General features: G+C 59.4%; 26 protein-coding genes and 4 pseudogenes. 9 read left to right on the top strand and 21 right to left on the bottom strand.

Annotated elements, in window-relative coordinates; genetic code table 11:
• The first annotated feature begins 40 nt into the window (after window positions 1-40).
• The 3 genes from QO002_RS29525 to moaA all read left to right on the top strand — a co-directional run bounded on the left by QO002_RS29525 (window position 41) and on the right by moaA (window position 3,022).
• Window positions 41-778 (top strand): GntR family transcriptional regulator, encoded by a 738-nt coding sequence (locus QO002_RS29525; protein ID WP_307236869.1) that lies wholly within the window; start codon window positions 41-43, stop codon window positions 776-778.
• 23 nt (window positions 779-801) lie between these two features.
• Window positions 802-1,209 (top strand): DUF3830 family protein, encoded by a 408-nt coding sequence (locus tag QO002_RS29520; protein WP_307236867.1) that lies wholly within the window; start codon window positions 802-804, stop codon window positions 1,207-1,209.
• A gap of 766 nt (window positions 1,210-1,975) precedes the next feature.
• Window positions 1,976-3,022 (top strand): GTP 3',8-cyclase MoaA, encoded by a 1,047-nt coding sequence (gene moaA, locus QO002_RS29515; RefSeq protein ID WP_307236864.1) that lies wholly within the window; start codon window positions 1,976-1,978, stop codon window positions 3,020-3,022.
• 175 nt (window positions 3,023-3,197) lie between these two features.
• On the opposite strand, the gene QO002_RS29510 is transcribed toward moaA, so the two are convergent.
• From QO002_RS29510 to napE, 6 genes and pseudogenes are all read right to left on the bottom strand, one after another.
• Window positions 3,198-3,911 carry a NapC/NirT family cytochrome c gene (locus QO002_RS29510; protein WP_370878628.1) on the bottom strand — a complete coding sequence of 238 codons (714 nt, stop codon included), beginning with the start codon at window positions 3,909-3,911 and terminating at the stop codon, window positions 3,198-3,200.
• Window positions 3,912-3,915: 4 nt separating this feature from the next.
• Window positions 3,916-4,419, bottom strand: a complete 504-nt coding sequence (locus QO002_RS29505; RefSeq protein ID WP_307236862.1) for a nitrate reductase cytochrome c-type subunit — start codon at window positions 4,417-4,419, stop codon at window positions 3,916-3,918.
• The gene (gene napA, locus QO002_RS29500; protein WP_307236859.1) at window positions 4,386-6,893 is read right to left on the bottom strand and encodes a periplasmic nitrate reductase subunit alpha; all 2,508 of its coding nucleotides are present in this window, start codon (window positions 6,891-6,893) and stop codon (window positions 4,386-4,388) included. Before napA ends, QO002_RS29505 begins: the two co-directional genes overlap by 34 nt.
• Window positions 6,871-7,156, bottom strand: a pseudogene (locus QO002_RS29495) (chaperone NapD); the annotation flags it as partial. The pseudogene QO002_RS29495 and the gene napA, both read right to left, overlap by 23 nt.
• Entirely contained in the window at window positions 7,149-7,649 is a 501-nt protein-coding gene (gene napF / locus QO002_RS29490) for a ferredoxin-type protein NapF (protein WP_307236853.1), read from the bottom strand. The pseudogene QO002_RS29495 and the gene napF, both read right to left, overlap by 8 nt.
• A gap of 3 nt (window positions 7,650-7,652) precedes the next feature.
• The gene (napE, locus tag QO002_RS29485) at window positions 7,653-7,844 is read right to left on the bottom strand and encodes a periplasmic nitrate reductase, NapE protein (RefSeq protein WP_307236850.1); all 192 of its coding nucleotides are present in this window, start codon (window positions 7,842-7,844) and stop codon (window positions 7,653-7,655) included.
• A 795-nt stretch (window positions 7,845-8,639) separates the two neighbouring features.
• Between napE and QO002_RS29480 the strand changes: the two genes are divergently transcribed.
• Window positions 8,640-8,918 carry a hypothetical protein gene (locus tag QO002_RS29480; protein WP_307236848.1) on the top strand — a complete coding sequence of 93 codons (279 nt, stop codon included), beginning with the start codon at window positions 8,640-8,642 and terminating at the stop codon, window positions 8,916-8,918.
• Between the two features lie 129 nt (window positions 8,919-9,047).
• Window positions 9,048-9,666 (top strand): annotated as a pseudogene (locus QO002_RS29475) (recombinase family protein).
• On the opposite strand, the gene QO002_RS29470 reads toward QO002_RS29475, so the two are convergent.
• The 15 genes and pseudogenes from QO002_RS29470 to ccoN form a co-directional block, all read right to left on the bottom strand.
• Window positions 9,643-10,101 (bottom strand): EVE domain-containing protein, encoded by a 459-nt coding sequence (locus QO002_RS29470; protein ID WP_307236845.1) that lies wholly within the window; start codon window positions 10,099-10,101, stop codon window positions 9,643-9,645. The pseudogene QO002_RS29475 and the gene QO002_RS29470 sit on opposite strands and share 24 nt — an antisense overlap.
• Complete coding sequence (locus tag QO002_RS29465) at window positions 10,101-10,472, bottom strand: VOC family protein (RefSeq protein ID WP_307236841.1); 372 nt, start codon at window positions 10,470-10,472, stop codon at window positions 10,101-10,103. Before QO002_RS29465 ends, QO002_RS29470 begins: the two co-directional genes overlap by 1 nt.
• Before the next feature lie 77 nt (window positions 10,473-10,549).
• On the bottom strand, window positions 10,550-11,245 hold the full coding sequence (locus QO002_RS29460; RefSeq protein ID WP_307236838.1) for a helix-turn-helix transcriptional regulator: 696 nt from the start codon (window positions 11,243-11,245) through the stop codon (window positions 10,550-10,552).
• Between the two features lie 96 nt (window positions 11,246-11,341).
• Entirely contained in the window at window positions 11,342-12,091 is a 750-nt protein-coding gene (gene istB, locus QO002_RS29455; protein WP_307236835.1) for an IS21-like element helper ATPase IstB, read from the bottom strand.
• Window positions 12,081-12,344 (bottom strand): annotated as a pseudogene (locus tag QO002_RS29450) (IS21 family transposase); the annotation flags it as partial. The pseudogene QO002_RS29450 and the gene istB, both read right to left, overlap by 11 nt.
• A gap of 501 nt (window positions 12,345-12,845) precedes the next feature.
• On the bottom strand, window positions 12,846-13,208 hold the full coding sequence (locus QO002_RS29445; RefSeq protein WP_307236832.1) for a hypothetical protein: 363 nt from the start codon (window positions 13,206-13,208) through the stop codon (window positions 12,846-12,848).
• Window positions 13,209-13,485: 277 nt separating this feature from the next.
• On the bottom strand, window positions 13,486-13,641 hold the full coding sequence (locus QO002_RS29440) for a hypothetical protein (protein WP_307236947.1): 156 nt from the start codon (window positions 13,639-13,641) through the stop codon (window positions 13,486-13,488).
• 457 nt (window positions 13,642-14,098) lie between these two features.
• Complete coding sequence (gene ccoS, locus QO002_RS29435; protein WP_307236827.1) at window positions 14,099-14,266, bottom strand: cbb3-type cytochrome oxidase assembly protein CcoS; 168 nt, start codon at window positions 14,264-14,266, stop codon at window positions 14,099-14,101.
• Window positions 14,263-16,533, bottom strand: coding sequence for a heavy metal translocating P-type ATPase (locus QO002_RS29430; protein ID WP_307236824.1), 2,271 nt, complete (start codon window positions 16,531-16,533; stop codon window positions 14,263-14,265). The genes ccoS and QO002_RS29430 overlap by 4 nt, the downstream gene beginning before the upstream one ends.
• 6 nt (window positions 16,534-16,539) lie before the next feature.
• Window positions 16,540-17,346 (bottom strand): DUF2189 domain-containing protein, encoded by an 807-nt coding sequence (locus QO002_RS29425; RefSeq protein ID WP_307236821.1) that lies wholly within the window; start codon window positions 17,344-17,346, stop codon window positions 16,540-16,542.
• Between the two features lie 18 nt (window positions 17,347-17,364).
• Window positions 17,365-17,556: a hypothetical protein gene (locus QO002_RS29420; protein ID WP_307236819.1), complete on the bottom strand. Its 192-nt coding sequence runs from the start codon at window positions 17,554-17,556 to the stop codon at window positions 17,365-17,367.
• A complete protein-coding gene (ccoP, locus tag QO002_RS29415) occupies window positions 17,553-18,440 on the bottom strand; it encodes a cytochrome-c oxidase, cbb3-type subunit III (RefSeq protein WP_307236816.1) in 888 nt (295 codons plus the stop codon). Before ccoP ends, QO002_RS29420 begins: the two co-directional genes overlap by 4 nt.
• The gene (locus tag QO002_RS29410) at window positions 18,431-18,601 is read right to left on the bottom strand and encodes a cbb3-type cytochrome c oxidase subunit 3 (protein ID WP_307236813.1); all 171 of its coding nucleotides are present in this window, start codon (window positions 18,599-18,601) and stop codon (window positions 18,431-18,433) included. Before QO002_RS29410 ends, ccoP begins: the two co-directional genes overlap by 10 nt.
• Before the next feature lie 17 nt (window positions 18,602-18,618).
• On the bottom strand, window positions 18,619-19,371 hold the full coding sequence (gene ccoO / locus QO002_RS29405; protein WP_307236810.1) for a cytochrome-c oxidase, cbb3-type subunit II: 753 nt from the start codon (window positions 19,369-19,371) through the stop codon (window positions 18,619-18,621).
• Window positions 19,372-19,375: 4 nt separating this feature from the next.
• Window positions 19,376-21,028, bottom strand: a complete 1,653-nt coding sequence (ccoN, locus tag QO002_RS29400; protein WP_307236806.1) for a cytochrome-c oxidase, cbb3-type subunit I — start codon at window positions 21,026-21,028, stop codon at window positions 19,376-19,378.
• Window positions 21,029-21,365: 337 nt separating this feature from the next.
• Here ccoN and QO002_RS31075 point away from each other — a divergent pair, with 337 nt between their 5' ends.
• The 4 genes and pseudogenes from QO002_RS31075 to QO002_RS29385 all read left to right on the top strand — a co-directional run bounded on the left by QO002_RS31075 (window position 21,366) and on the right by QO002_RS29385 (window position 23,885).
• Window positions 21,366-21,566 carry a nitrous oxide reductase accessory protein NosL gene (locus QO002_RS31075; RefSeq protein ID WP_370878626.1) on the top strand — a complete coding sequence of 67 codons (201 nt, stop codon included), beginning with the start codon at window positions 21,366-21,368 and terminating at the stop codon, window positions 21,564-21,566.
• Window positions 21,567-21,669: 103 nt separating this feature from the next.
• Complete coding sequence (locus QO002_RS29395; protein WP_307236804.1) at window positions 21,670-21,921, top strand: hypothetical protein; 252 nt, start codon at window positions 21,670-21,672, stop codon at window positions 21,919-21,921.
• 27 nt (window positions 21,922-21,948) lie between these two features.
• Window positions 21,949-22,581 carry an FAD:protein FMN transferase gene (locus QO002_RS29390; protein WP_307236801.1) on the top strand — a complete coding sequence of 211 codons (633 nt, stop codon included), beginning with the start codon at window positions 21,949-21,951 and terminating at the stop codon, window positions 22,579-22,581.
• Window positions 22,582-22,760: 179 nt separating this feature from the next.
• Window positions 22,761-23,885: pseudogene (locus QO002_RS29385) on the top strand (IS5 family transposase).
• The last annotated feature ends 262 nt before the right edge of the window (window positions 23,886-24,147 follow it).

Raw genomic sequence — 24,147 nt, 5'->3', positions numbered from 1 at the left:
GCTATCGCTCTGCCCGTGACCCGATTGGAACTGGTGATACATGCCGAATGACACCCAGACGAAGGCGACGGCTCCCTGGAAGCCCCTGTCAACTAAGCGCGCGACCCTGCACGAGGATCTCGTCGCGCGTCTAACCGAAATGATCCAGGAGGGTGAATTACCGCCTGGAAGTCGGATGCCTGAAATCCAGCTATGCGAACATTTCGGGGTGTCCCGAACACCGCTGCGTGAGGCGCTGAAGGTTCTAGCCGCCGACGGCTGGCTGGTCTGGCGGGCTAACCACGGCGCTCGGGTCTCCGAAGTTAATGTCAAGGAGGTGGCGGAAGTATTCGAGCTGCTGGGCGGCATTGAGCGCCTGATCGGCCGGCTTCTGGTCGAACGTATCGTGGCGAGCGAGCACCAGGAACTTGACGCCATGCATCTCGAACTGGCGCACCGACATGCGACGGAAGATCGCGTCAGCTATTTCAAGATCAACCAGAACATCCACCGGCGCATGGCCGAGTTTACCGGCAATCGATCGCTGCAAGATACTTACGAGGCCCTTTCGAAAAAAGTCTACCGCGCCCGCACCATGGCCAATTACGGACATGAGCGCTGGGACCAGTCGTTAAAGGAACATATCGATTTCATGGAAGCTTTGCGCCGGGGCGATCCTGCCGACTTCGCTGAGCGGTTGGAGCAGCATAACAGCGCCACCTGCGATGCGGTGATCTCTGCGCTCAACACCATCCAGACATCCTCAACAACCGTGAAACGATCACGCCCGCACGACTAAGCGATGATCAAAGGATCCTATACATGATTGAAATTCTGGCCGGAGGCTTTGCTTTCAAGGCAAAGCTTGAGAACGAAGCTGCGCCGAAAACCTGTGCGCGCTTTCTCCATATGCTGCCCTATAGTGAGCGCATCATTCATGTGCGCTGGAGCGGCGAAGGCTGCTGGATCCCGCTCGGGGATACCGATTTGGAACTCGGTTTCGAAAACGCTACGAGCTACCCGGCGCCCGGCCAATTCATTCTCTATCCAGGCGGTTTCAGTGAGACGGAAATCCTGCTCGCATACGGCGGCGTAAATTTCGCCAGCAAGATGGGCCAGCTGGCCGGTAATCACTTTCTGACCATCATTGAGGGTCTCGAGTCTCTGCCGGCTCTCGGAAAGAAAGTGTTATGGGAGGGCGCTCAGGAGATCCGCTTCAAACAGACTTAGTCGACGGCAGCAGGCTACACAATTGCGGCTGCGGGGATAGCCGACATGCAGGTAGGCAAATCAAGCCGTCGACACCAAGCGCTTGAACCGACGACCACCTTGCTTGGTCTCTTCAGAAAATCAATGGTCTATCTGGTCGGGTCTTTGCGTACTGCGTTTTTTATTATGGTGGAAGGGGCGTAAGGCGATTTATGGAACATAGTTGGCCCGCAGGAGTAACCGCCCTTCTCGGACATGGGTGAGCTTCTCGACCGCATTTGCGGCGGGCGGAAAAGCTCAGTGATGAAGTCAGCGGTATAGGTCATGCCGTTTGACGCTCAATCGCGCCGGGGCCATCGTAACCAAGGCATGATCGCGCGCAATCGGAACATCAAAAAGGGCCCCTGCAGCTGATCTTCGCAAGGACCCTAATGCCGGAGCGTTCGACTTCTACCGGCGGCTGAATATATCCATATGGGCTTGCCTCGCGTCAATGGTTGGCTCTGGCAGGAGTGCCCCCGCTGAGTCAGCGGTAAGCGGTCGCGAGCGATGCTCCACTGAGCGATTGCATATTAGAGGGGAATGGCAGTTTCCAACGCGATCGGTTCAAGACCATGGCTCGCGTCGGCCGGTCCGTGATTGGACCGGTCCTGCCGACACCGGTATCCGACCGGACTGATCCGTTCTGGCCATGCCGCAAGCTCGAACGTACCAGAAATATAGAAGCACTCACAATCGGTTTCGTGCATATTGAGCCTCTGTGGTCCGTGCATCGGGTGAGACTTACATGAACGCCGCCTTCCCTCCATACCAGCAAGTCATCGACAACGTCGCCTCGCAGGCCGCACCGATGATCGATCCCTTCGGGAGGGCTGTGAGCTACCTGAGGGTTTCCGTCACGGACAGATGCGATTTCCGCTGCACCTACTGCATGGCTGAGAACATGCAGTTCTTGCCGAGGAAGGACCTTCTGACCCTGGAGGAGCTCGAGCGTGTGTGCTCCGTCTTCATCGATAAGGGTGTGCGCAAGATCAGGCTCACGGGCGGCGAACCCCTCGTCCGCAAGAATGTCATGGTTCTGGTACGGCAACTCGGCAAGAGGATCGGTTCCGGGCTGGACGAACTCACAATAACAACAAACGGCTCGCAACTCGCCCGCCATGCCGATGAGCTATATGACTGCGGCGTGCGTCGGATCAACGTTTCGCTCGACACGCTCGATCCGGACAAGTTCACCAAGATCACCCGCTGGGGCGATCTTGGGAAGGTGATGGAGGGGATCGATTGCGCCTTGAGAGCGGGCATCCACGTCAAGCTGAACGCGGTCGCTCTGAAGGACTTCAACGACGTCGAAATCCCCGACCTGCTGCGCTTTGCTCATAGCCGCGGAATGGATCTTACTCTGATCGAAACGATGCCCATGGGGGAAATCGATGAGGACCGCACGAACCGGTATCTGCCTTTGTCCAGGCTTCGCGCGGATGTCGAAAAAGATTTCACGCTGACCGATATCGGACATCGCACAGGAGGCCCTGCCCGCTACGTCCGTGTCGAGGAGACGGGCGGCCGCCTTGGCTTCATAACCCCGATGACGCACAATTTCTGTGAGAGCTGCAACCGCGTTCGCCTGACATGCACCGGAACCCTCTACATGTGCCTCGGACAGAACGACGCGGCGGATCTCAGAGCCGCCCTGCGCGCCAGCCCTGACGATGGAATTCTTTCAGCGGCGATCGACGAAGCGATTTTCCGAAAACCCAAGGGCCATGACTTCGTCATCGACCGGACGGGCAGGCCAGCCGTGGCCCGGCACATGAGTGTGACAGGCGGATAGTGAACCCATCACCACGTCATTTCCCGCCGTGGCTGAAGCCCTGCATGAACTTTAGGGGCTTGAAGGGGGCCAGGCGGCTGGCGATGTCGCCTATCCGAGCCAGCCGAACTGGCCCGCTAGCGGAACTATGAGCGACGTCGGCACAATGTCCGACTGGAAATGGCCTAACTAAATGTCAGAAAGCCGCGGCATGAGCTTCGGCCAAAGCGCGTCGAAGATCCTCGACCGGAGTGCTACCATCCGGAGTCCCGTCGGCCATCTTTTTTCCCTCGAGTTCTTTCGGCATTTTCCAGCCAGGATCGATGCCTTCCATGTTCGGCAGCTCGTGGGCTATGCCCTTGTGGCAATCGATGCAGGTGGCTTTTCCCGAAAGGAGATATCGCGTGTGGATTTCAGCCGCCCTCTGGGTCTGCTTCTGCAAATCCATCGCGACCGAAGAGTGGCAGTTGCGGCATTCCAGACTGTCGTTGGCCTTCATGCGCGCCCATTCGTGCTGAGCCAGCTCAAGACGGTGCTCGAGAAATTTCGACCGCGTATTGATCGTCCCGAACAGCTTGCCCCACACTTCCTTGGACGCCTGCATCTTGCGGGCGATCTTGTCCGTCCACTGGTGCGGCACATGACAATCGGGACAACTTGCGCGCACCCCCGAACGGTTCGAGAAATGGATGGTGCGCGTCAGCTCCTCGTAGACGTTCGCTTTCATCTCGTGGCATCCGGTGCAGAACTTCTCCGTATTGGTCACTTCGAGGGCCGTGTTGAAAGCGCCCCAGAACATGACGCCGCCGATGAAGCCGCCGAGCGTCAGGAACCCAAGCCCAAGTGTCACGGCAGGCGTGATCATGATACCCCATGCCCACAGCACGACTTTCCGGATCCAGGCGATCATGGTCTCACTCGCTTCCCGCTGGCTTGAACCCAAGTTCGCTCATGTCTTTGAAGGTGCTGGGTACCAGCGGCTGGACGTCCGCCTGGGGGACGTGGCACGCCGTACAGAAGTACCGCCGCGGGGAAACGTCCGCGATCATCTGTCCCTCGCGCGTCATGTAATGCGTCACGCTGATCATCGGCGCGCCCGAGTCCTGTGTGAATTCGCGCTTGTGACAGGTGAGGCAACGGTTGGCGTTGACCGACAGTTCGTAGCCCTCGATCGAATGGGGGATAATCGGAGGCTGGTCCGGATAGGCGCGCATCTTCCGTTTGTCGTCGATCACCCATTTCGGAAGGACCGCGGCTGCTCCCGATTCCATGGCATGGGTCTGGCCCTGAAGCTGCGGGACGTTCTGCGTCGCCACCTGGGCTATCGCCGCGGTCGCGATGAAGACGAGAAGTCCGCCAGCGAGTGCAGTCCATTCGGGGCGCATCAGACGACGACCGGTAGAATCTTGACCGCGCATTTTTTGAAATCCGTCTGTTTGGAGATGGGATCGGTGGCGTCGAGTGTTACCTTGTTGATCAGTTGGCTTGCGTCGAACCATGGAATGAAGATGACGCCCGTGGGCATTCGGTTGCGGCCACGGGTATCGATCCGGGTGCGGATTTCGCCCCGGCGCGAAATGATGCGGACTTCCGCTCCTTGATTTAGTCCCCGTTTTCGGGCGTCGTCGGCGTTCATGAAACAGCGTGCACCGGGAAACGCCCTGTAAAGTTCGGGCACCCGCATGGTCATCGAGCCGGAATGCCAGTGTTCGAGAACACGCCCCGTCACGAGCCAGAAATCGAACTCCTCATCGGGCGATTCTGCCGGTGGCTCGTAGGGCACGGCCAGAATAACCGCCTTGCCATCCTTTTGCCCGTAGAACTTCACGCCCTCTCCCGGCTTCACGTAGGGATCGTACCCCTCCCGATACCGCCACTTCGTTTCCTGCCCATCCACGACCGGCCAGCGCAGCCCACGCACTTCGTGGTAGGCGTCATAGGGCGCAAGATCGTGGCCGTGGCCCCGCCCGAACGATGCGTACTCCTCGAACAGGCCTTTCTGGACGTAGAAGCCGAAGTCCTTCGACTCGTTGTTGTCGTACTCGCCGTTGATCTCGCTGAGCGGGTACCGATCGACCTCGCCGTTGCGGAACAGCACGTCGAAGAGGTTCTTGCCTCGATAGGTGGGGTTAGCCTCGAGCATCTCCGCCGGCCAGACGTCTTCCGTGGTGAAGCGCTTCGAGAACTCCATCATCTGCCAGAGATCAGAACGTGCATCACCAGACGCTTGGACGAGCTGATGCCAGACGTGGGTCCTGCGTTCTGCGTTGCCGTAAGCGCCTTCTTTTTCCACCCACATGGCGGCTGGCAGAATGAGATCAGCACTCATCGCGGTGATTGTCGGATAGGCGTCGGAGACGACGATGAAGTTCTCAGGATTACGATAGCCCTGATAGGTCTCGTTGCTGGTGTTGGGTGCTGCCTGGACGTTGTTGTTACACTGTACCCAATAGAAATTGAGCTTGCCGTCCTTCAGCATCCGGTCCTGCTGAACGGCATGGTATCCCGGCTTCTCGGGAATGATGCCGTGGGGAATGCGCCAGATTTCCTCCGCATGCTTGCGATGCTCGGGATTGGTTACAACCATGTCTGCCGGCAGACGGTGGGCGAACGTTCCGACCTCCCGCGCCGTGCCGCAGGCCGAGGGCTGGCCCGTCAGCGAGAAAGGACTGTTGCCGGGTTCGGATATCTTCCCCGTCAGCAAGTGAATGTTGTAGACCATCTGGTTTGCCCAGACGCCGCGGACATGCTGGTTGAACCCCATTGTCCAGAGCGACATTACCTTGGTCTTCGGGTCGGCGTAGAGCTCTGCCAGTTGTTCCAGAAACTCCGGCTCGACCCCCGTCAACTCGGCCGTCTTCTCCAGTGTGTATTCAGCGACAAACTCCTTGAAAGCCGCGAAATCCATCGGCTCTGTCTTACCCGGATCGGCCGAATTGGCGGCGTTCACTTCTTTCGGATCGTCAGGCCGCAGTCCGTATCCAATGTCGGTCACGCCACGGGCAAACTTGGTGTGCTTCTCTACGAACGCCGTATTGACGCGATCGGTCTGGATGATGTGGTTGGCGATGTAGTTGAGGATTGCAAGATCGGTTCCCGGCTTGAAGATGATCGGAACGTCGGCCAGGTCCATACTACGGTGAGTAAAGGTTGACAGGACCGCGACGCGAACATGGTCGTGGCCAAGTCGGCGATCGGCAACCCGCGTCCAAAGGATCGGGTGCATCTCGGCCATGTTCGATCCCCAGAGCACGAAGGCATCCGCGTTCTCGAAATCGTCGTAGCAGCCCATCGGCTCGTCCATGCCGAAGGTCCGCATGAAAGCGACGGCAGCCGACGCCATGCAGTGGCGGGCGTTTGGATCGAGATTGTTCGATCGGAATCCGGCCCGCATCAGCTTGGTTGCTGCATAGCCCTCGAAGATCGTCCACTGGCCGGAGCCGAACATGCCGACGGCTGTTGGCCCTTTCTCCTTCAGCACTTTCTTGCACTGCTGCGCCATCGCGTCGAAGGCTTCGTCCCAGCCGACGGGTTCGAATTCGCCATCCTTGGCGTAGACGCCGTTGCGTTTGCGAAGCAGCGGTGTCTTCAACCGGTCCTCGCCGTACATGATCTTGGAAAGGAAGTAGCCCTTGATGCAGTTGAGGCCGCGGTTGACCTCCGCCTGCATGTCGCCGTGCGTGGCGACCACCTGCCCTTCCTTCACGCCGACCATCACCCCGCACCCGGTTCCACAGAAGCGACAGGGAGCCTTAGACCATTTGATCTCCAGCGCCCCTACCCCGCCGGGAACTGGCTGGGCTGCGGCGGGAAGTGAAATGCCAGCCGTAGCCGCGGCGATGCCAGCGGCATGTGCTTTCAAAACCTGGCGTCGCGTCAGTGCTTCGGTCATCTGTCTGCGCTCTCCGTTTCGACATGTTCGAAAACCATGTTTGCCGCGATGACACCGTTAAGAAGGGATATCCTCGACAGGCAATCGCCCATCATTCCGGTACTGGTCCCCTCGATGACCAGGACGATCTTTCCGCGCTCGCAGCCGTGGACTTCGACGTTTTCCATCCGTTCAAGTTCCGCCAGGACTTTGTCGGTGGCCGCGGGCATGGTGGCGACGACCGCGCTCGATATGTGGAAGTTGGTGGACTGCAGTTCAGGCATCGGCAGCCTCCAATTGTCGAGATTTCACCGTTATCGCGCTGACAGGACAAACTCCCACGCAGGCACCGCAACCGATGCAGGCATGTTCGTCGAGGTCAGGCAGGAAGGGTCCGCCGAGGCGCGGCTTGAACCGGATCGCGTTCTCGGAACAGCTCTCGCCGCACGACTGGCAGGCGACGTCGCGTTTCGCGAGACAGACATCGGTTATCGATGCGAAATGATCGAAGCGGAGAGCGCCCTCAGGCAGGAAGACGGGTTCCGGGCAGGCCAGCCTGCATTCGCCGCAGAAGGTGCATTCGGCCGTGGCGAAATCGAGCAAGGGTCGCGCATCCGCTAGTTTAATCACTCCGGTAGGACAGCGCTCGACGCAGAGACCGCACCCGGTGCAGGACCGGAATGTGGCTGGGGTGGTTCCGGGAGGGCGGATGGAGGGCGAATATTCAGACGTCTTGCCAAGGAGGAACGAACGCCTTGTGGGAGCATCCTCGCGCATGCGCTAGTGCCCCAACGGGCCGGGAGGGCCGAAGACGATCTGCCACATCCAGACGGCAAACCCGTAGGCCCCCACGACGCCCACAGCGATGATTGGCCAGATACCAAACGCGAGTGCGAGGAAAGTTAGTTGCTCGGCGCGCTTTCGCTTATCCGCAGACGTGGTCTCCAGTTCCGCGTTAATCGGTTCGGACATGAGTTCCTCCCACTCTGAAGTGCATTCTAACGAGGCTATCGATTAAATAAAGTGCAAAAACATGACATTTTTCACTTGGGTTGGGCTCGTTGTTTCGGGGCAGAACCAACGCCCCACGCCGTGGAAACCGCTGTCCAATCGGTGAGCCGTGCAGGTTGGAAACGGCTGGGTACGATTGCATCGGCAGCCTAGCTGGGTGATGCCACGCTCTTGTATGAGGTCGTTCGGGGCGTTCGCTCAGTCCAAGGTTTGGACTTCCGACGACCCGTCAATGTCCGGTTCGAAAGGCGCAGTCGCAATCATGCCGAAGGGACATGCGTGCCGTGTATACCGCCCACGGCTTCATGTATATTTGATAAGCGGCGATAAGTTTGCTTGCTTTTTTGCGCTTGCAAGCGCCACCCACCGTCGGTGCACCACAATGGCCGGGATCTTCCTTCTATGATGCTTCGTGAGAGGATTCCGGCTTAAGCGTCGCCAACCGCGCGGACTTCAGCCGTTCGGACTTTCGACGGTCGGCCTCACGCCGTTCGTCAATGATTTCATGGGCTATGGTCTTAGATTGCTCGAACTCACCTCGCGGTGACGCGCCTCTGGGCCTGCGCTTGGTCTCGGTCGTCATTTTCGTTTCCTTGGCAGCAGGGTTCGGCCAAGAATCCATCATCCTATGACATCGCGCAATAAACTTTTACATAGCGTTGCTTTTGTTATCGCGGTACGACCGGACCGACCTTCGCTAGACCTCTGCGCGGAACATTCCTGCACCCATCCGGTTCTGCGGTGTAGGAGGCCATCATGATTATTGCAGCACCCACATGTTCGCCCGTCGAGTCCGAATATGATTTCCAATGCCAGCAGGCCTTGCAACTGGCTGTCCTCGCTCTCGTCGACCAGGCGACGCAAGCAGGTTGGGCGACCCAGTCCACATTGAAAGCTCTTGGAGAGATCGTCACAAACCAAACGTTGGCGTACGACCACGACCCTGATCCCGCGGAAGATGACAGCGATCTTAACGGCAGACGGCATCACTCCGCCGATAGCTCGGGGCGGCACATACCGAAGCCGGATGCGTGAGCCATCCGATGCATTTGATCCAGATCCTTCTGCCGTTTCGTCCTAACTGTGGTTTAGATAACGAGTTTGTCAGCGGACGCGCCATCCTCACTGAAAATTTCGGCGATTGTCACGCAGACGGACGTTTAAATGACGGCTTTGATCGTATATCCGCTCGTTTCGAAAGCTGACGGGAGCCAGGTGCACGACCTTCAGCGCTATGCGCTGGCGCGGGCTGGGTCGAGAGCGACAAAATCTATGAGGATGCTTCATCGGGGAAGAAGGACGAACGCCCCGGTCTGGCGGCCTGTATAAAAGCGTTGCGCAAGGGCGACACGTCTGGAAACTCGACCGCCTCGGCCGTGACCCTCGTCATCTGGTCAATCTGGTCGATGAGCTGACAAAGCGGAACATTGGCCTGAAGGTGCTAGCGGGCGAAGGCGCGTCGATCGATACCTCGACAGCAAACGGGCGATTGGTGTTTGGCGTCTTCGCCGCGCTGGCGGAATTCGAGCTGGCATTGATTATCGAGCGGACAAAAGCAGGCCTGGCAGCTGCCCGTGCCCGTGGCCGAAATGGTGGCGCTCCGTTCAAGATGCCCCCTGCAAAGCTTCGCCTGGCCCAGGCCGCGATGGGCAAACCGGAAACCAAAGTGTCCGATCTCTGCGCCGAACTCAGCATCATAAGGCAGACATTATACCGCTACGTCACACCTGACGGGCAGATCAGACGGGATGGAGAAAAATTACTCTCCCGTGAAACCCGCTGACGGCTTGTAGTTCAGGCTCATGGCGCTTGTAATTATATTGGCGTCCCTTTCTACGATCTCAAACAACCCGAATCTGAACTTATAACCCCAGCTTCCACCGCCTTGGGTAAAGGACAACCGATCGAGCAACGGCCTGATCAGCACTTCGCGAGATTCAATCCAATCGACGTTTCGCCGCCACGGATTGAACGTAGCAGTCATTTCGACCTGATAAGGCTGTCCTTCATGCACAGTACCTACTGCAGTAAATGCCTGCAGGCGATCCTTGCCTGCGAAACTGGCTGTGGGCGAATAATAGATCACACGGTCTCCCGGTAAAAGGCGGCGCAGAGGCGCGACCTTTCCGTGGCAGACTTGCATGAACCCGAGGGTGCGACCGAGCGCAACATGCTCAGCCGACGCAACGGCGATCCAGTAACGGGTGCTAGCAGTCATTATTCTTCCACCACCGCATAAACGCGCAGACGGTGACCATCGGGATCCAGTGCAACGAAGCTGCGCCCGAAGTCGAGGTCCGTTGGCTGCAGGGCAATTGTTGCACCCTTGGATTGCCAGTCGGCATGGATGCGGTCGACTTCGGTCACATCATCGATCTTGAACCCAAGTTCGCTGCCGCCGGCAGCTGCAGTTGGTGCCGGCACAACACCAGCTTTCCCCCACAACCCTATCGCCAGACCCGAAGGTAAAATGAAAAGCGCGAAAGTCGGGCTCGCTTCCACTGGCGCGCGGCCCAGCAGATTAGAATAAAACTGAACGCTATTGGGGACATCAGCGACATAGAGGAGAAGGCTATTGGAATTGGTCATCTTTAAGCTCCGGTCCGGAATTGGACTAAAGCGGTTTTAGCAAACCATACTGTCAGTTTATGGCAGTATTACCATGATCAATCGAATCTTTTGGTAATGCCCTCGGCTTCGCGCCATTTTCTGAAAAGGGCCTGTCGACGCTCAGGATAGCGCGTCTCGCTCATTTGAGCCGAAACAATCCGATCTGTGCGAAAATGCCGGAAACCCTGGCGCATTTCGCACCAGCCCAGCAGCATCCGTACGGCGTCAAAGAAGGAAAGAGCAAATGGCCAGATAATCCGTTCGGATGCTGTGCCGGTCGCATCGCGATAGATGAGCGTCAGCTTTCGTTCAGCCCGAATGGCCTTGCGCAACAAGCCCACATCGACGGTATCGGTAGGAATTGCTGTGCTGGGGCCTATTACCAAAGTAGATGCCTCAAGGTCATCTCGGAGATCGGATGGTAAAACCGACGCTATGCGGGTCAACGCGCTACGGGCTGCATTGCCCAGGCCGCTATCCGTCCGTTCAGCGACCCATCGTGATCCAAGCACAATCGCTTCGATTTCCTCTGGCGTAAACATCAACGGGGGAAGCATGAAACCGGGCTTCAGGACATATCCAATTCCTGGCTCCCCATCCACCATCGCCCCCATCGATTGAAGGCTGGCAATGTCGCGATAAAGTGTGCGGATGCTGACACCGGTTTGCTCAGCCAAGACCATCCCGCTGACGGGGCGACGGTGCTGGCGCAAGACCTGCAGAAGATCGAAAAGGCGTTCAGAACGTGACATGTTCCGATTATATCAGTTAGCCTTGCTGTCAGATAGTGACAGCAGTGACGCTCTATGTAGCGTGCGCTGCGGCAATCAAGGAGATATCCGTCTATCCTATCGTCGCGCGACAGGAGTGAAGCGGAAGCTGTCGTTCCCGGTTTCCAGGATGTGGCAACGATGGGTCAGACGATCGAGCAGAGCGGTCGTCATCTTGGCGTCGCCGAAGACGGTTGCCCACTCGCTGAAGCTGAGATTGGTTGTGATGATGACGCTGGTGCGCTCGTAGAGCTTGCTCAGAAGGTGGAAGAGTAGTGCGCCGCCTGAGGCGCTGAACGGCAGGTATCCCAACCCGTCCAGGATGAGCAGATCGAGGCGGACCAAGGTCTCCGCGATCTGGCCCGCCTTGCCTTTGGCCTTCTCCTGCTCGAGCGCATTGAACAGTTCGATGGTCGAGAAGAAGCGGACCTTTCGGCGGTGATGCTCGATGGCTTGGATTCCAAGAGCGGTCGCGACATGCGTTTTTCCAGTGCCAGGGCCACCGATTAGGACAACGTTCTGCGCCCCATCCATAAACTCGCATCGGTGCAGTTGGCGCACGGTAGCCTCGGTGATTTCGCTGTCAGCGAAGTCGAAGCCGGAGATGTCTTTGTACGCAGGAAAGCGAGCGGCCTTCATGTGATAGGCGATGGAGCGGACCTCGCGCTCGGCCATCTCGGCCTTCAGCAACTGTGACAGGATGGGCACGGCCGCATCAAAGGCAGGAGCCCCTTGCTCGATCAGGTCTGTGACGGCTTGGGCCATGCCATACATCTTCAGGCTACGCAGCATGATGACGACGGCGGCACTGGCAGGATCATGACGCATGGCGACCTCCTGCGATCCGGGCGCGTAGGCCACCATCATAGCGTTCGACGTTGGCCTTGGGTTCACGCAGCAAGGTCAGCGCCTGTGGCCTATCGATGTCGGGACCATCGATTGTCTTGCCGTCGATCAGCCGATGCAGCAGGTTCAGCACATGCGTCTTGGTCGCCACCCCCGCATCCAAAGCCAGTTCCACAGCCCTGAGGACGACCTGTTCGTCGTGATGAAGGACAAGAGCGAGTATGTCCGCCATCTCAAGATGCCGGTTGAACCAACGAGCATGGCACTAACGGCTCCAATGCATTTCGAGCATCGGTGCAGCCATGAGGGCTGCAAGACGTGGGGAGCATTAGGAGGGAGCGCGGCCGGGGCGTAGTATCAAAAACAGAAAACGCTCCCGGTTGTCACCTATGGGAGCCTTTTCCGCAATGACGCTTTCCTATCCCTCCCAAGGAAGGCGAGAACCGACGGCGGGCAGCCTTCAAGGCAAAGCTGACCCGATCGTTGAAAGCGTTCGAATGCTGAGCCGATATCACTTTCGACCTCAAACGAGCCAAGCTCGACATTGGCCGGGTGGGAGGAGTTCGGCCGCGACGGCTTTTTGCGGTGACCCGTCGATCTGGGAACGCGCTGTGATCAAATGGTTCGGCCGCCACGGCGTTCGTCGGTGCGCTCTATGACTGGTTACGCCGCCATTTCATACAATTCCTCGTGCTCCCTTTCCTGACGTCGAGTTCGCCCCCAACGTCTGTTGCGGTCAAGCTGTGAAAAACACAACCACCAGGAGGACCACCACTCCTATCGTCAGGCTTAACTGCAACAGGGGGCCGTTTTTTCGGATCGGCCGCCTTACTTCTCCAGAAGCATTTTCGGCCTTTTCTGGAATATCGGAAGAAGGTTGAAGTGCCGGTTCTGAAAAGCTGCCACAGTCTTCTACGGAATGCGTGTCTGTATCGGCCGGTTTCCCAGCTACGGTAATGCGCTTGATGGTTTCCTCGTCGGATTTGATGCTAAACATTAGCGGTGCATCGCCTCTGATAAGATCAACTGCCTTTTCAGCGGCATGCGTCTCGTTGTCAGCTTCGATAAGGCTGGTGTGGGTCACAAGATAAAAAGGCATCAGGTCCCGCGCTTAGTTCTTGGGTTTAACTGATCGGATAGGCCAGACCGCCAGTCAAGGGACCTCCTACGTATCGGTTGGCATTTACGCAGAAAAGCATTTTCGCCATCGGTCGCTCCCATGTGGCAAATCTTATATGGGAAGGGAAGCATCTTCATACCGAGTCCTGAACCGCCACGTCTTATGAGGGTAAGGTGACACCATGCACGCGGGGTCAAGACTTGGATCGGGATGATAGGTCGGAAGCGCACAGGAAGCGGAGGCGTCGACATGCTTCTCATCGAGGCGACGGGCCGATGTGGGCGTAAAATCGCACCCCCGCCATGCTGGCGCGCAACACCGGCCCCTGTTCGGACGGGCGGATCGTTACCAAGATCCGGCTACCGTCTTTCGGTGCCTTATCCATGGAGAGCCAATAGCCTGTCTCTTCCATCGTTTTTTCCTCCTGCTTCTGCCGGGTGCAACTGTCGTCCCGCCGTCAAAAGTGGGCTCAAACTTTGCACAATCATCCTCTATCGAAGCTGATACGTTGCGAGAGCAGCAATCGGAAACAGCGAAGCGGTTCCTCTACCGGTTGGGATCACGAACGGCAGGAACCGTCACTCCCCTAAGTACCCCAAAGATCGCTCCGACCAGCCCGCCGACGACTACACCCGCGGACCCTCCCGCCAAAGCTCCGATCAGGCTGCAAGTTACCCATTCGACAACTCTGGACGCATCAGCGATGATCAATGTCGCAACGACACCTATTATGGCTCCCACGATACCGAAGGCAAGTCCGACCCCCGTCACGGACTCCGAGGGATCGAGAGTACGGCTTTGTGAGGACGGACTGGCGTCATGTTCTGGTATCGGAGACTGGCTCTCAACGTCGTCCATTCGGACCTCCTTCAGTGCGGGTCGCCGCCCAGCGGCTTATCGTCGTGTTCGTAGAGTATGCGCTCCGCCGCACCGTCCATGTCCTCGTACTGGCCGTTGCGAAGCGACCATAGAAAAGCGCCTAGTCCCGCCATCCCCATTAGTACGGCTATGGGTATCAAAAACGACAATGTGCTCATTGGGCCGCTCCCGCCAGGCTGGCTGTCGGCCTTCGCCGCCAAGATAGCACATCCGCATCCATATCGAGCCTTACCGCGTTGGCGACGACCAGGACAGACGACGTTGACATTGCCACCGCTGCGATGAGGGGGCTCGCATAGCCTGATAGCGCAAGGGGTATGCTGACCACGTTGTAGACGATGGCGAGAGCGACGTTCTGGCGGATCAGCGCGGCGGCACGCCCGGCCGTCGTCAGCGCGATTCTTATTCCATCCATGTCGCTGTTGAGCAGAATGAAATCGGCGGCGCTACAGCCAATGTCGCTGCCGGATGCCGGGGCCATTGAGACATGCGCGGTTTTCAGCGCGACAGCGTCGTTTATCCCGTCACCAATCATCATCACCTTGCGTCCGCGATCCCGCAGCGCTTCGATGATCCCGGCCTTGTCCTTGGGAAGCGCAGTTGCCTTCACGTCGTCGATCCCGAGCTCACGCGCCACGGCATTGGCTGCCTCCGGGACATCGCCTGTCAGCATCTGGACGGCAACACCGCGATCCTTGAGGAACCGCACTGCCTTTGCCGACCCGGCCCGGACCCGTTCTCCAAAGAGGAAGGAAGCCAGCACCTCGCCGCCTTTGGTGAGTACGACCGTGGAGGGTGCGGTTGGAGCAGGCGTGTCTCCGCCCGTTGCCCACGCGGCCCGGCCAAGCAGGTAGCGCTCACCGCGGAAGGATGCTTCGAGACCATGTCCGGGCACCTCCCGGATATCCTCGAGTGACAGGATCTCCCCGTTGCCACGCGACGCGTTGTCGACGATCGCCTTTGACATCGGATGGTTCGAGAACCTCGCCAACGACACCGCGAGCGACAACTCCAACGGTCCTTTCGACGTTACCGTCGCCAGCACTGGATCGTACTGCGTCAGCGTCCCGGTCTTGTCGAACACGACGGTGTCGATTTCCGCCAGACGTTCCAACGCCGACCCGTCCCGTGCTACGACGCCGTGCCTGAACAGCCTGCGGGCCGCGACGACCTGCACCATGGGAACAGCCAGTCCAAGCGCGCAGGGGCAGGCGATGATCAATACCGAGATCGCAATCGTCAGGGACAGGTGGACGTCCCGTGTGAACGCGAACCATGCGAGAAACGCAAGCACCGACAGTCCGTGGACGACAGGGGCGTAAAGGCGTGCGGCCCTGTCGATCAGCATCCGATATTCGGAGCGGCCGTCCTCGACGGCTTCCAGCATCCGGTGCAACTCGGCGAGCGTGGAATCCTCCGGGGCGACCGTGGCCTCGACCATCAGCGGACGGCCGATGTTCAAATCCCCGGCGCGGACCTGTGCGCCGGGTGCGACACGCTCCCAGCGGCTTTCTCCGGTGAGCATGGACCGGTCCAGTTCAGAGATGCCGGAAAGGATGGTCCCATCGGCCGGAACTCTGTCGCCGGCTGCAATCAGAGTGCGTGTGCCGGGGCGGATCTCGTTCAGCGGAACATAGTCAATCCGGCCATCTTCCCGTACGATATTTGCGCCCTTTGGCATCATATCGGCAAGGGACGCCGCCGCCGATCGCGCCCGCTTGCGCATCATCTCATCGAGCGTGCGGCCGACAAGCAGGACGAACAGGAGCGATGTGCTGGCCTCGAAGTAGGCCTGCCGCCCCTCGATGAACGTGTCGTATAGGCTCAGACCGAACGAGAGCAGGACGCCGATGCTGATCGGGACATCCATGTTGACCCGGCCGTGTGCGAGCGCCCTCCAAGCCGAGCGGTAGAATGTTGCGCCCGAGTAAATCACGGCAGGCAGCGCGAGCGCGGCGGACATCATGTGAAGCGCTTGTCGCGTCGACGGGTCTGCGCCCGACCAGACGGAGACGGACAGAATCATGATGTTCATCGAGCAAAAGCCCGCGACCGCCAGGGCACGCAACAGTCCGGACATCTCCTCTCCGGGTTGGTCGACAGCGTCCGTCGGCAAGACGGCCGTATATCCGATCGCTCCGATCGACGCGGCGAAGTCCGGCGGATTGCCGTTGTCCGCCTGCCAGTTGATGGTCACCCGCTTGGTCGTCAGGTTGGCGCGCACGGAGCGAACGTCAGGCAATCTGCCGAGGGTCGTCTCCAACTGGATCATGCACGCGCCGCACCGCATGTCGGGAACCGACAACGCGACCTGACGGAGACCATTGCCGAGGTCGCGGCTGCCGAGCATGACCTCGTCGATCCCCGGGCTCCGCTGTCTGGGGTCGTGGCCGTGCGTCAGGTCCGTGGGCGCGCAGCAGGTCATCAGCCGCTACCTCACCGCCGTGTAGGCATGCCAGGTGGCGTGCCCGAGCAGTGGAAAGACGACGATCAGGCCGACAAATCCCGTCAACACGCTGGCGACGAACAGGACCATGACGATCGCTCCCCAGACGAGCGTCGGCCGCAGATTGTTCCAGACCATCGCGGTACTGACGCCCATCGCCGTGAACGCGTCCACCCGTTGGTCGAGGAGCATCGGTATCGAGAAGACACCGATGGCGAAGGCGAATCCTGCGAACAGTGCTCCCACTGCAAAGCCCACGACGAGCATGCCCCATCCCTCAGGCGTGGTCAGCAACAGGCTGACTATGCCGTCGAGACCTGGAAACGGGTTCACGCCGAAGAATAGCGCGTAAATGATCACCGCAGCCCGCATCCAGACCAGCATCAGCATGCAGAGCACCATCCCCGTAAAGAACACCTGCTTTCCCGCGAGCGGGCGCACGCCAATCATGTCATGAAGCGTGATGCGCCCGCCCTCTGCCACGGTCCGACTTTTGGCATAGAGCCCGGCGGCAAAGAACGGCGCGACGATCAGCAATCCCGCCATCACGGGAAAGATCAGGTAGTCGAGGCCGGATCGGTACAGGGTCACTATAGCGGACGAGGCGAGGACGAAGACGACGAAGCCATAGACCAGGCTTGAAAATGGTTGGGTGAGCACGTCACGCCAGCCTAGACGGAGCCAGTCGAAAGGAGCGGTGACGGGTAGATGCCGCTGCCGCTTCGGGTTCATCGTCTCCTCGATCCCGGATACCTCGCTCAGATAACGGGCGGAGTTGTCATCCTGCGGCATCTGATCCATCTCCTTCGTTCAGCAAGCGGCCGCGGCGGCCCTGAACTCCATGGGCTGCTGGCCCTTTTCCTTGATATGTTCGACGCAGGCCGGCTGGCTTGCGATCGCGACGTAGACGAGATGCGCGTTGGCACCGACGAAGGTCACGCTGACCAGACCGACCAACAGCCATATGACGGTTCTCGCCGACGGCCTGCTTGCCGAGATCATGGCTGCTGCCTGCCCAGTCCGCTGACATAAAGCGCGACGATTTTGATTTCCGCGGGCGTCAGGCGTTCGTCCCAGGTGGGCATGTGGCCCTGCCGACCGCCATGTACCGTTTCGATAATCCGGCTCATGGTTCCACCGTAAATCCAGCGGCCGTCCGTCAGGTTGGGTGCGCCGAGGTCGGCCTTGCCCTTGGCATTTTCACCGTGACAGGAAGCGCAGCTTGCCAGGAAGACCTGATGACCAGCATCAATATCGCCGAGGCCTTCGCCGTCTAAAGCCTCCTGGCTGCTCAGGGAGTAAACATAGGCCGCGACATCGGTCACCTGTTTTCGGTCGAGCATCTCGTCCGCTCCAAACGCAGGCATCTGCGAGACCCGGCTGTTCGAGTGCCGGGAATTGACGCCCACCGTCATCGTCTCGACGATCCGTTCCGGTTCGCCGCCCCAGAGCCAGTCGTCGTCGGTCAGATCGGGATAGTTCTTTCCGCCTTTTGCGTCCCGGCCATGACAGGCAGCACAGTTGTCTCCGAACAACTGGTGGCCGCTCGAGTTGACCTTCGCCATCAACTCACCATCGGCTCTGATCTGATCAAAAGAGTCCTTCTCGATCCGTTCGGTCCACGGAACGCGGGAGGCGACTGCTTCGACGATCTTGCGCTCCACCGTCTGTTTCTGGTCGCCGCCGATCAGGCCTTTGGTATAGGTCGTTCCGAGCGGCCAGGCAGGATGAAGTACCCACCAAAGGGCGGCAAACAGATGGGTGACGATGAGGAATATGAGGATGCCGCGCGGGATCGGCGTGTCCAGTTCCTTGATGCCGTTCCAGATGTGTCCCGTCGTCCGGCGGCCGGTGACCTGGTCGGTTTCGGTTTCCTCTATCGCCATGGGGTGTCGTCCTTGTCGAATATCTCCGTTTCCGCCCGGTTGAAGCGCGTCCGGTTGGAGGGCCAGAACGTGTAGACGACCACACCGATCGAAAACAGGATGAGATACAGCAGTCCCCACACCTTGGAGAGTTCCAACATGGTCTCGTGGGTCAAGTCCATTTCAATCCCCTTCGCGCTCAGTTGTTGGGGTCCGGCATCTGCTCGGGTGCCGCGGTGTTTTCGTAGGCCGCTTTCGTCAGACGGCCCACGACCTGGAGATAAGCGACCAGGGCGTCCATTTCGGTGACGGTGTTCTTGACGCCGTCGAACGCCGATACCTCCGTCGCGTCGCCATAGCGTTCCGTGACGCCGGAGGACTGGTCGCTGTCCGGATTGGACTGGCCGTATGCGTCCGCGGCCGCACTGGCGATCATCTCGTCCGTGTATGGAACCCCGACAGCTCTCAACGCCGCGAGATGGCCGCCAAGATCGGACAGCTCGAGCTGGGTCGTCGCCAGCCAGCGGTAGGACGGCATGTTGGATTCGGGAACGACATCACGAGGATTGATCAGATGGGCCACGTGCCAGAGGTCGGAGTACTTGCCGCCGATGCGCGCCAGATCGGGACCCGTGCGCTTCGACCCCCACAACATTGGATGGTCGTACTTGGATTCAACTGCAAGCGAATATGGGCCGTATCGCTCCACCTCGTCACGCAACGTCCTGATCATCTGGCTATGGCACGCATAACAGCCTTCCCGGACGTAGATGTCGCGGCCCGCCGTTTCGAGAGGGGTGTAGAGCCTCATGTCGGGCGCATCTTCAACCGTCTCGTGGATGGTGAAGAGCGGGGCGATTTCAACGATGCCGCCAACGCTCCCGGCCACGACGATAGCCAGCATGAAACCGACTGCGGTGCGTTCCAGTTTTCCGTGCAGACGCTCACCCATTATCTCACTCCGCCGGAGAAGGTGCCGCACCGTAGATGCCCGAGGGCAACGGAGCGTCGGAGGTTGCAGTTACGGTGGCGGGAACCGTCCGGACGGTCATCCAGATGTTGTAGCTGGCCACGATTGCGCCGAGGAGAAATAGCAGCCCTCCGAAGGCGCGGGCGATGTAGTAGGGATACATTGCCAGCAGGCTGTCGACGAAGGAGTAGACGAGGGTGTTGTCGGGCGAATACGTGCGCCACATCAGGCCCTGGATAATCCCGGAGTTCCACATGGCGAAGACGTAGATCAGTGTGCCGATGAGAGCCAACCAGAAGTGCACTTCGACAAGCGTCGAAGAATACATCCGCTCGCGTTTCCAGATCGATGGAACGAGCGTGTAGAACGATCCGAAGGTAATCATGGCGACCCAGCCGAGCGCACCAGCGTGGACGTGCCCCACTGTCCAGTCGGTATAGTGGGACAGTGAGTTGACCGCTCGGATCGCCATGAAGGAGCCTTCGAATGTCGACAGCCCGTAGAAGAACGCCGCCATCATGATGAAGCGGAGCGTGGCGTCGTCGCGAACCCGGTGCCAGGCCCCGTTCAAGGTCAGCAAGGCGTTTCCGGCCGATGCCCAGGACGGAACGAGCAGCATCACCGAGAAGGTCATTCCGAGGTTCTGCACCCAAAGGGGTAGCGCGGTGTAATGGAGATGGTGGGAACCTGCCCACATGTAGAAAAAGGTGATGCCCCAGAAGCTGAGGATGGACAGCCGATAGGAGAAGATCGGACGCTGGGCGCGGATTGGGAGGTAGTAATATAGCATCCCCAGAAAGCCTGCCGTCAGGAAGAACGCCACCGCATTGTGCCCGTACCACCACTGTACCATCGCATCCTGGACCCCTGACCATACCGTGTAGCTCTTTGCATGTCCGAAGGAGGCGGGCACTGCGAGATTGTTGACGATGTGAAGGATGGCGACGACGATGATAAAAGCGAGATAGTACCAGTTGGCGACGTAGATGTGAGGTTCCTTGCGCCGTGCCAGCGTGCGAACAAAGAGCACAAAATAGGCAACCCAAACGACAACGAGCCAGATGTCGGCGTACCATTCCGCTTCGGCGTATTCCTTCGATTGGGTAACACCCATGAAGTAGCCGCTGACCGCGATCAGACAAAAGAGATTGTAGCCGAAAACGACGAACCAAGGCGACAACTGATCGGCAAGTCTGGCGCGCGACGTCCGTTGTACAACATGGAAGGAGGTGGCGATCAGCGCGTTGCCGCCGAAGCCGAAAATAACCCCCGTCGTGTGGACCGGACGTATACGGCCGAAGCTCGACCAGGCGGTGTCGAAGTTGAGGCTCGGCCAAGCAAGCTGAGCTGCTGCCCAGACCCCGAAGAACATCCCGAAAACGGCCCAGAACAAAGTGAGGGCAACGCCGACCTTGATGGGATCGTCATAATAGCTGGAGAACCGAACCGCATCCGGCTCCTTGCCGAAGAAGGAGGTCAGTATCCACCAGAACAACCCTCCTGAATACAGGAAGACCATGCCGCCGTGGACGCCCATCGGATCAAACCGGCCGGCGACCGCCATCGCGATGCCGAGGATCATCAGAACCACTAGTATGACCGATGCGAACTCGCGTTCACCTGTCGTAAGCTGTCCCATGCGTTCTCTACCCCCGATAGCGCCAAGCGCATGGTGCAGCACGCTGTTTAAAAAGGCAACTGTTTATAATAGCAGCAATTTTTGGCCCTACTTCTCAGAATTGCTGCAGTGAAAGTCTTGATCTACGGGCGCCTGTGTACGCGTCCGTCACTTCTGAGCGGCCATTCGGACTGCGAATCGGGGACTTATAGACATGGCGGGCATTTGCGGGTTTCAGAACACGGTCGGTTCGTCCTCATTCATTGTCAATCGGCTTGGTAACGGGGCTCTGACTCATATGTGGAACGGCCCGGTTAGCAAGGTTTTTCCTTTGTGAATCGCCGTCGGACGGTGCAGTATGGGCGCGGTCGGCGCCACCTGGGAGCGGCCGGGGAACGGCAACTGGATCCTCGCCAGTAACGCCTTCTACGTCGTCGGATCTGCCCGCCAGGGCGGCATGGGCGCACCGGAAACCGTCCTTTTCCAGCCGGGAGCGCGCCGAGGCCTTCTCCCTTGCCGAAGGCGGCCACGTACTGGTGCTCGCCGATATGACCGATGACATGGTTCTCGCGCCGGTCGAGGCCGGCGCCGACCCTGGCGCCAACGACGAGGATTACCGCTCGCGTTTGCACACTCTTTCCCACCCCGCCGGAGATTGAACCTTGATGATGACCCGCCGCCGCCTGATCGCGATTTCCGCCGCTCTGGCCGCCCTGCCCGTCGCCGCCCAGGCCAATGGGAGAACCGCGCACCTTTGGACCGGGCAGGCTATGGGCGCGCGCGCCTCGATCCGCCTTGACCACCCCGATGCCGAGGCCATCGCCGCCCGCGTCATGGGGGAGATCGACCGGCTGGAAAACCTTCTTAGCCTGTACCGCCCGCAGAGCGCGCTTTCGCGGCTGAACCGCGAGTGATACCTCGCCGAGCCGCCCTTCGAGCTGTTGGAATGCTTTTCGCTGGCCGGTGCCATGCATCGAGCGAGCGGTGGGCGGTTCGATCCGACCGTGCAGCCGCTGTGGGCGCTCTGGGCCGAATCCGCCCCCCGCGGCGGGCGGCCCGACGCACGCGCCATCGAAGACGCGCTGAGCAAGACCGGATGTGGCAAGGTTGAGCTCGACGCGGCCGCGATTGCCCTGCGGCCCGGCATGGCGCTGACGCTGAACGGGATCGGTCAGGGCTATGTTGCCGACCGGATCGCCGCGTTGCTGGAAACCGAAGGGCTGACCGACATCCTGATTGACACCGGCGAATTGCGCGCGCTCGGCGGCAAGCCGGAGGGCGGCGACTGGCCGGTGCGGCTGAAGACCGGCAAGCGCGTTGCGCTGCGCCAGCGCGCGCTCGCCACGTCCTCCCCCCTTGGCACGACCTTCGACCAGGCTGGAAAGGACGGCCATATCCTCGATCCCACGACCGGGATGCCCGCGCCGGCGACCTGGCAGTCCGTTACGATCTCGGCGCCATCGGCGGCCATGGCAGATGCGCTCGCGACGGCTGCCTGCCTGATGTCTGATGCGGCGGCAATTCTTGCGATGATTAGGACCTTTGAAGGGGCGCATCTGGAAGCCGGTACGTAAGTCGCCGCGTCGGTCTTTTACGTCGCACACCATAGGAAAGGCGGTGGTTTTTGTGGCTGATGGTCGGTTCCCTCATCCCCGCCAAATTACTCACTTTTAACAGGATGCGGAAAAAGGCGCTTGCTGCGAGCGGACTGGCGTGATTCCATGCCCGAGTGATTGGCCGGCAGGAGCAGGACATGCGGGGCAGTGATATCCAGACGGCGGGTCTGTTTTCTTATGTGAGCTGCGAAGCACGCGTTCCGACAAGCCATCCGCTGCGGGCAATCCGCGCGATTGTCGACGAGGCACTGGAAGTTCTGTCGCCTGATTTCGAGGCGATGTATTCAGCGATCGGCCGCCCGTCGATCCCGCCGGAGAAGCTTCTGCGCGCCCTGTTGTTGCAGGCTTTCTACACGATCCGCTCGGAGCGCCAGCTCATGGAGCAGATGGACTACAATCTGTTGTTCCGATAGTTCGTCGGCTTGTCGATGGACGCGCCGATCTGGGACGTCACCGTGTTCACCAAGAACCGTGAGCGGCTCCTGGCTGGCGACATCGCCGCCAAGTTCCTGGCCGCATTGCTGAGCCAGCCGCGAGTTAAGGCTCTCTTGTCAGACGAGCACTTCTCGGTGGACGGCACCTTGATCGAAGCCTGGGCCAGCATGAAGAGCTTCAAGCCCAAGGACGAGACTGATGGTGACGGTGATGACAACAACGGCTCCGGCGCTGACGCGAACAAGCCCGCAAAGGCTACGGCACGCAACCCTGAGCGGGATTTCCACGGCGAGAAGCGCAGCAACGCAACTCACGCGTCGACCACCGACCCGGATGCCAGGCTTTACAAGAAGGCCCGTGGGCAGGCGGCCAAGCTTTGCCACATGGGCCACGTCACCCTGGAAAACCGCAACGGGCTGGTTGTCGACGCCACGCTGACCCATGCGACAGGAACCGCAGAGCGCGAGGCTGCACTGGATATGGTGGGCCGCATGGATGGTCGTCATCGCATCACATTGGCTGCAGACAAAGCCTACGATACGGCAGACTTCGTTGCCGCCTTGCGGGATATCAAGGTGACGCCACACGTTGCTCAGAACACGGCGAACCGACGCTCAGCCATCGATGGTCGTACCACCCATCACCCCGGCTACGCTGTCAGTCAGCGCATCCGAAAACGCATCGAAGAGGTATTCGGCTGGGCCAAGACCAGCGGCGGAATGCGCAAGACCCGCCATCGCGGAAAGGATCGCGTCGGTTGGATGTTCACCCTGACAGCGACGGCTTATAATCTGGTGAGGCTGCCAAAGCTGCTGACGACGGCATAATCGCGCCCGCAATCCGCCGAGACACGGCGGATGACGACAAAAGGACCGAAAAGGCCGCTGAAAAAGCCTCATCCCCGCTCGTCTTCGAACCGTCTAGCGAGGATCGGTAGAAAAATTAGCGCTATTTCCGCAATCTGTTAAACGATCTAAAGCTCGGATGATCCATTTCTTTATCGGTCAGAGTTCGAAACCATATCGCACTCAGGGAGCGGATGGCATTCTCGGCTCGAGTTTTTCCCGTGGACTAGATCGGTTAACTCCG

This window comes from Pararhizobium capsulatum DSM 1112 (assembly GCF_030814475.1).
Lineage (GTDB): Bacteria > Pseudomonadota > Alphaproteobacteria > Rhizobiales > Rhizobiaceae > Pararhizobium > Pararhizobium capsulatum.
The sequence above is the reverse complement of the archived record's forward strand: the minus strand, read 5'-3'. Positions and strand labels throughout refer to the sequence as shown.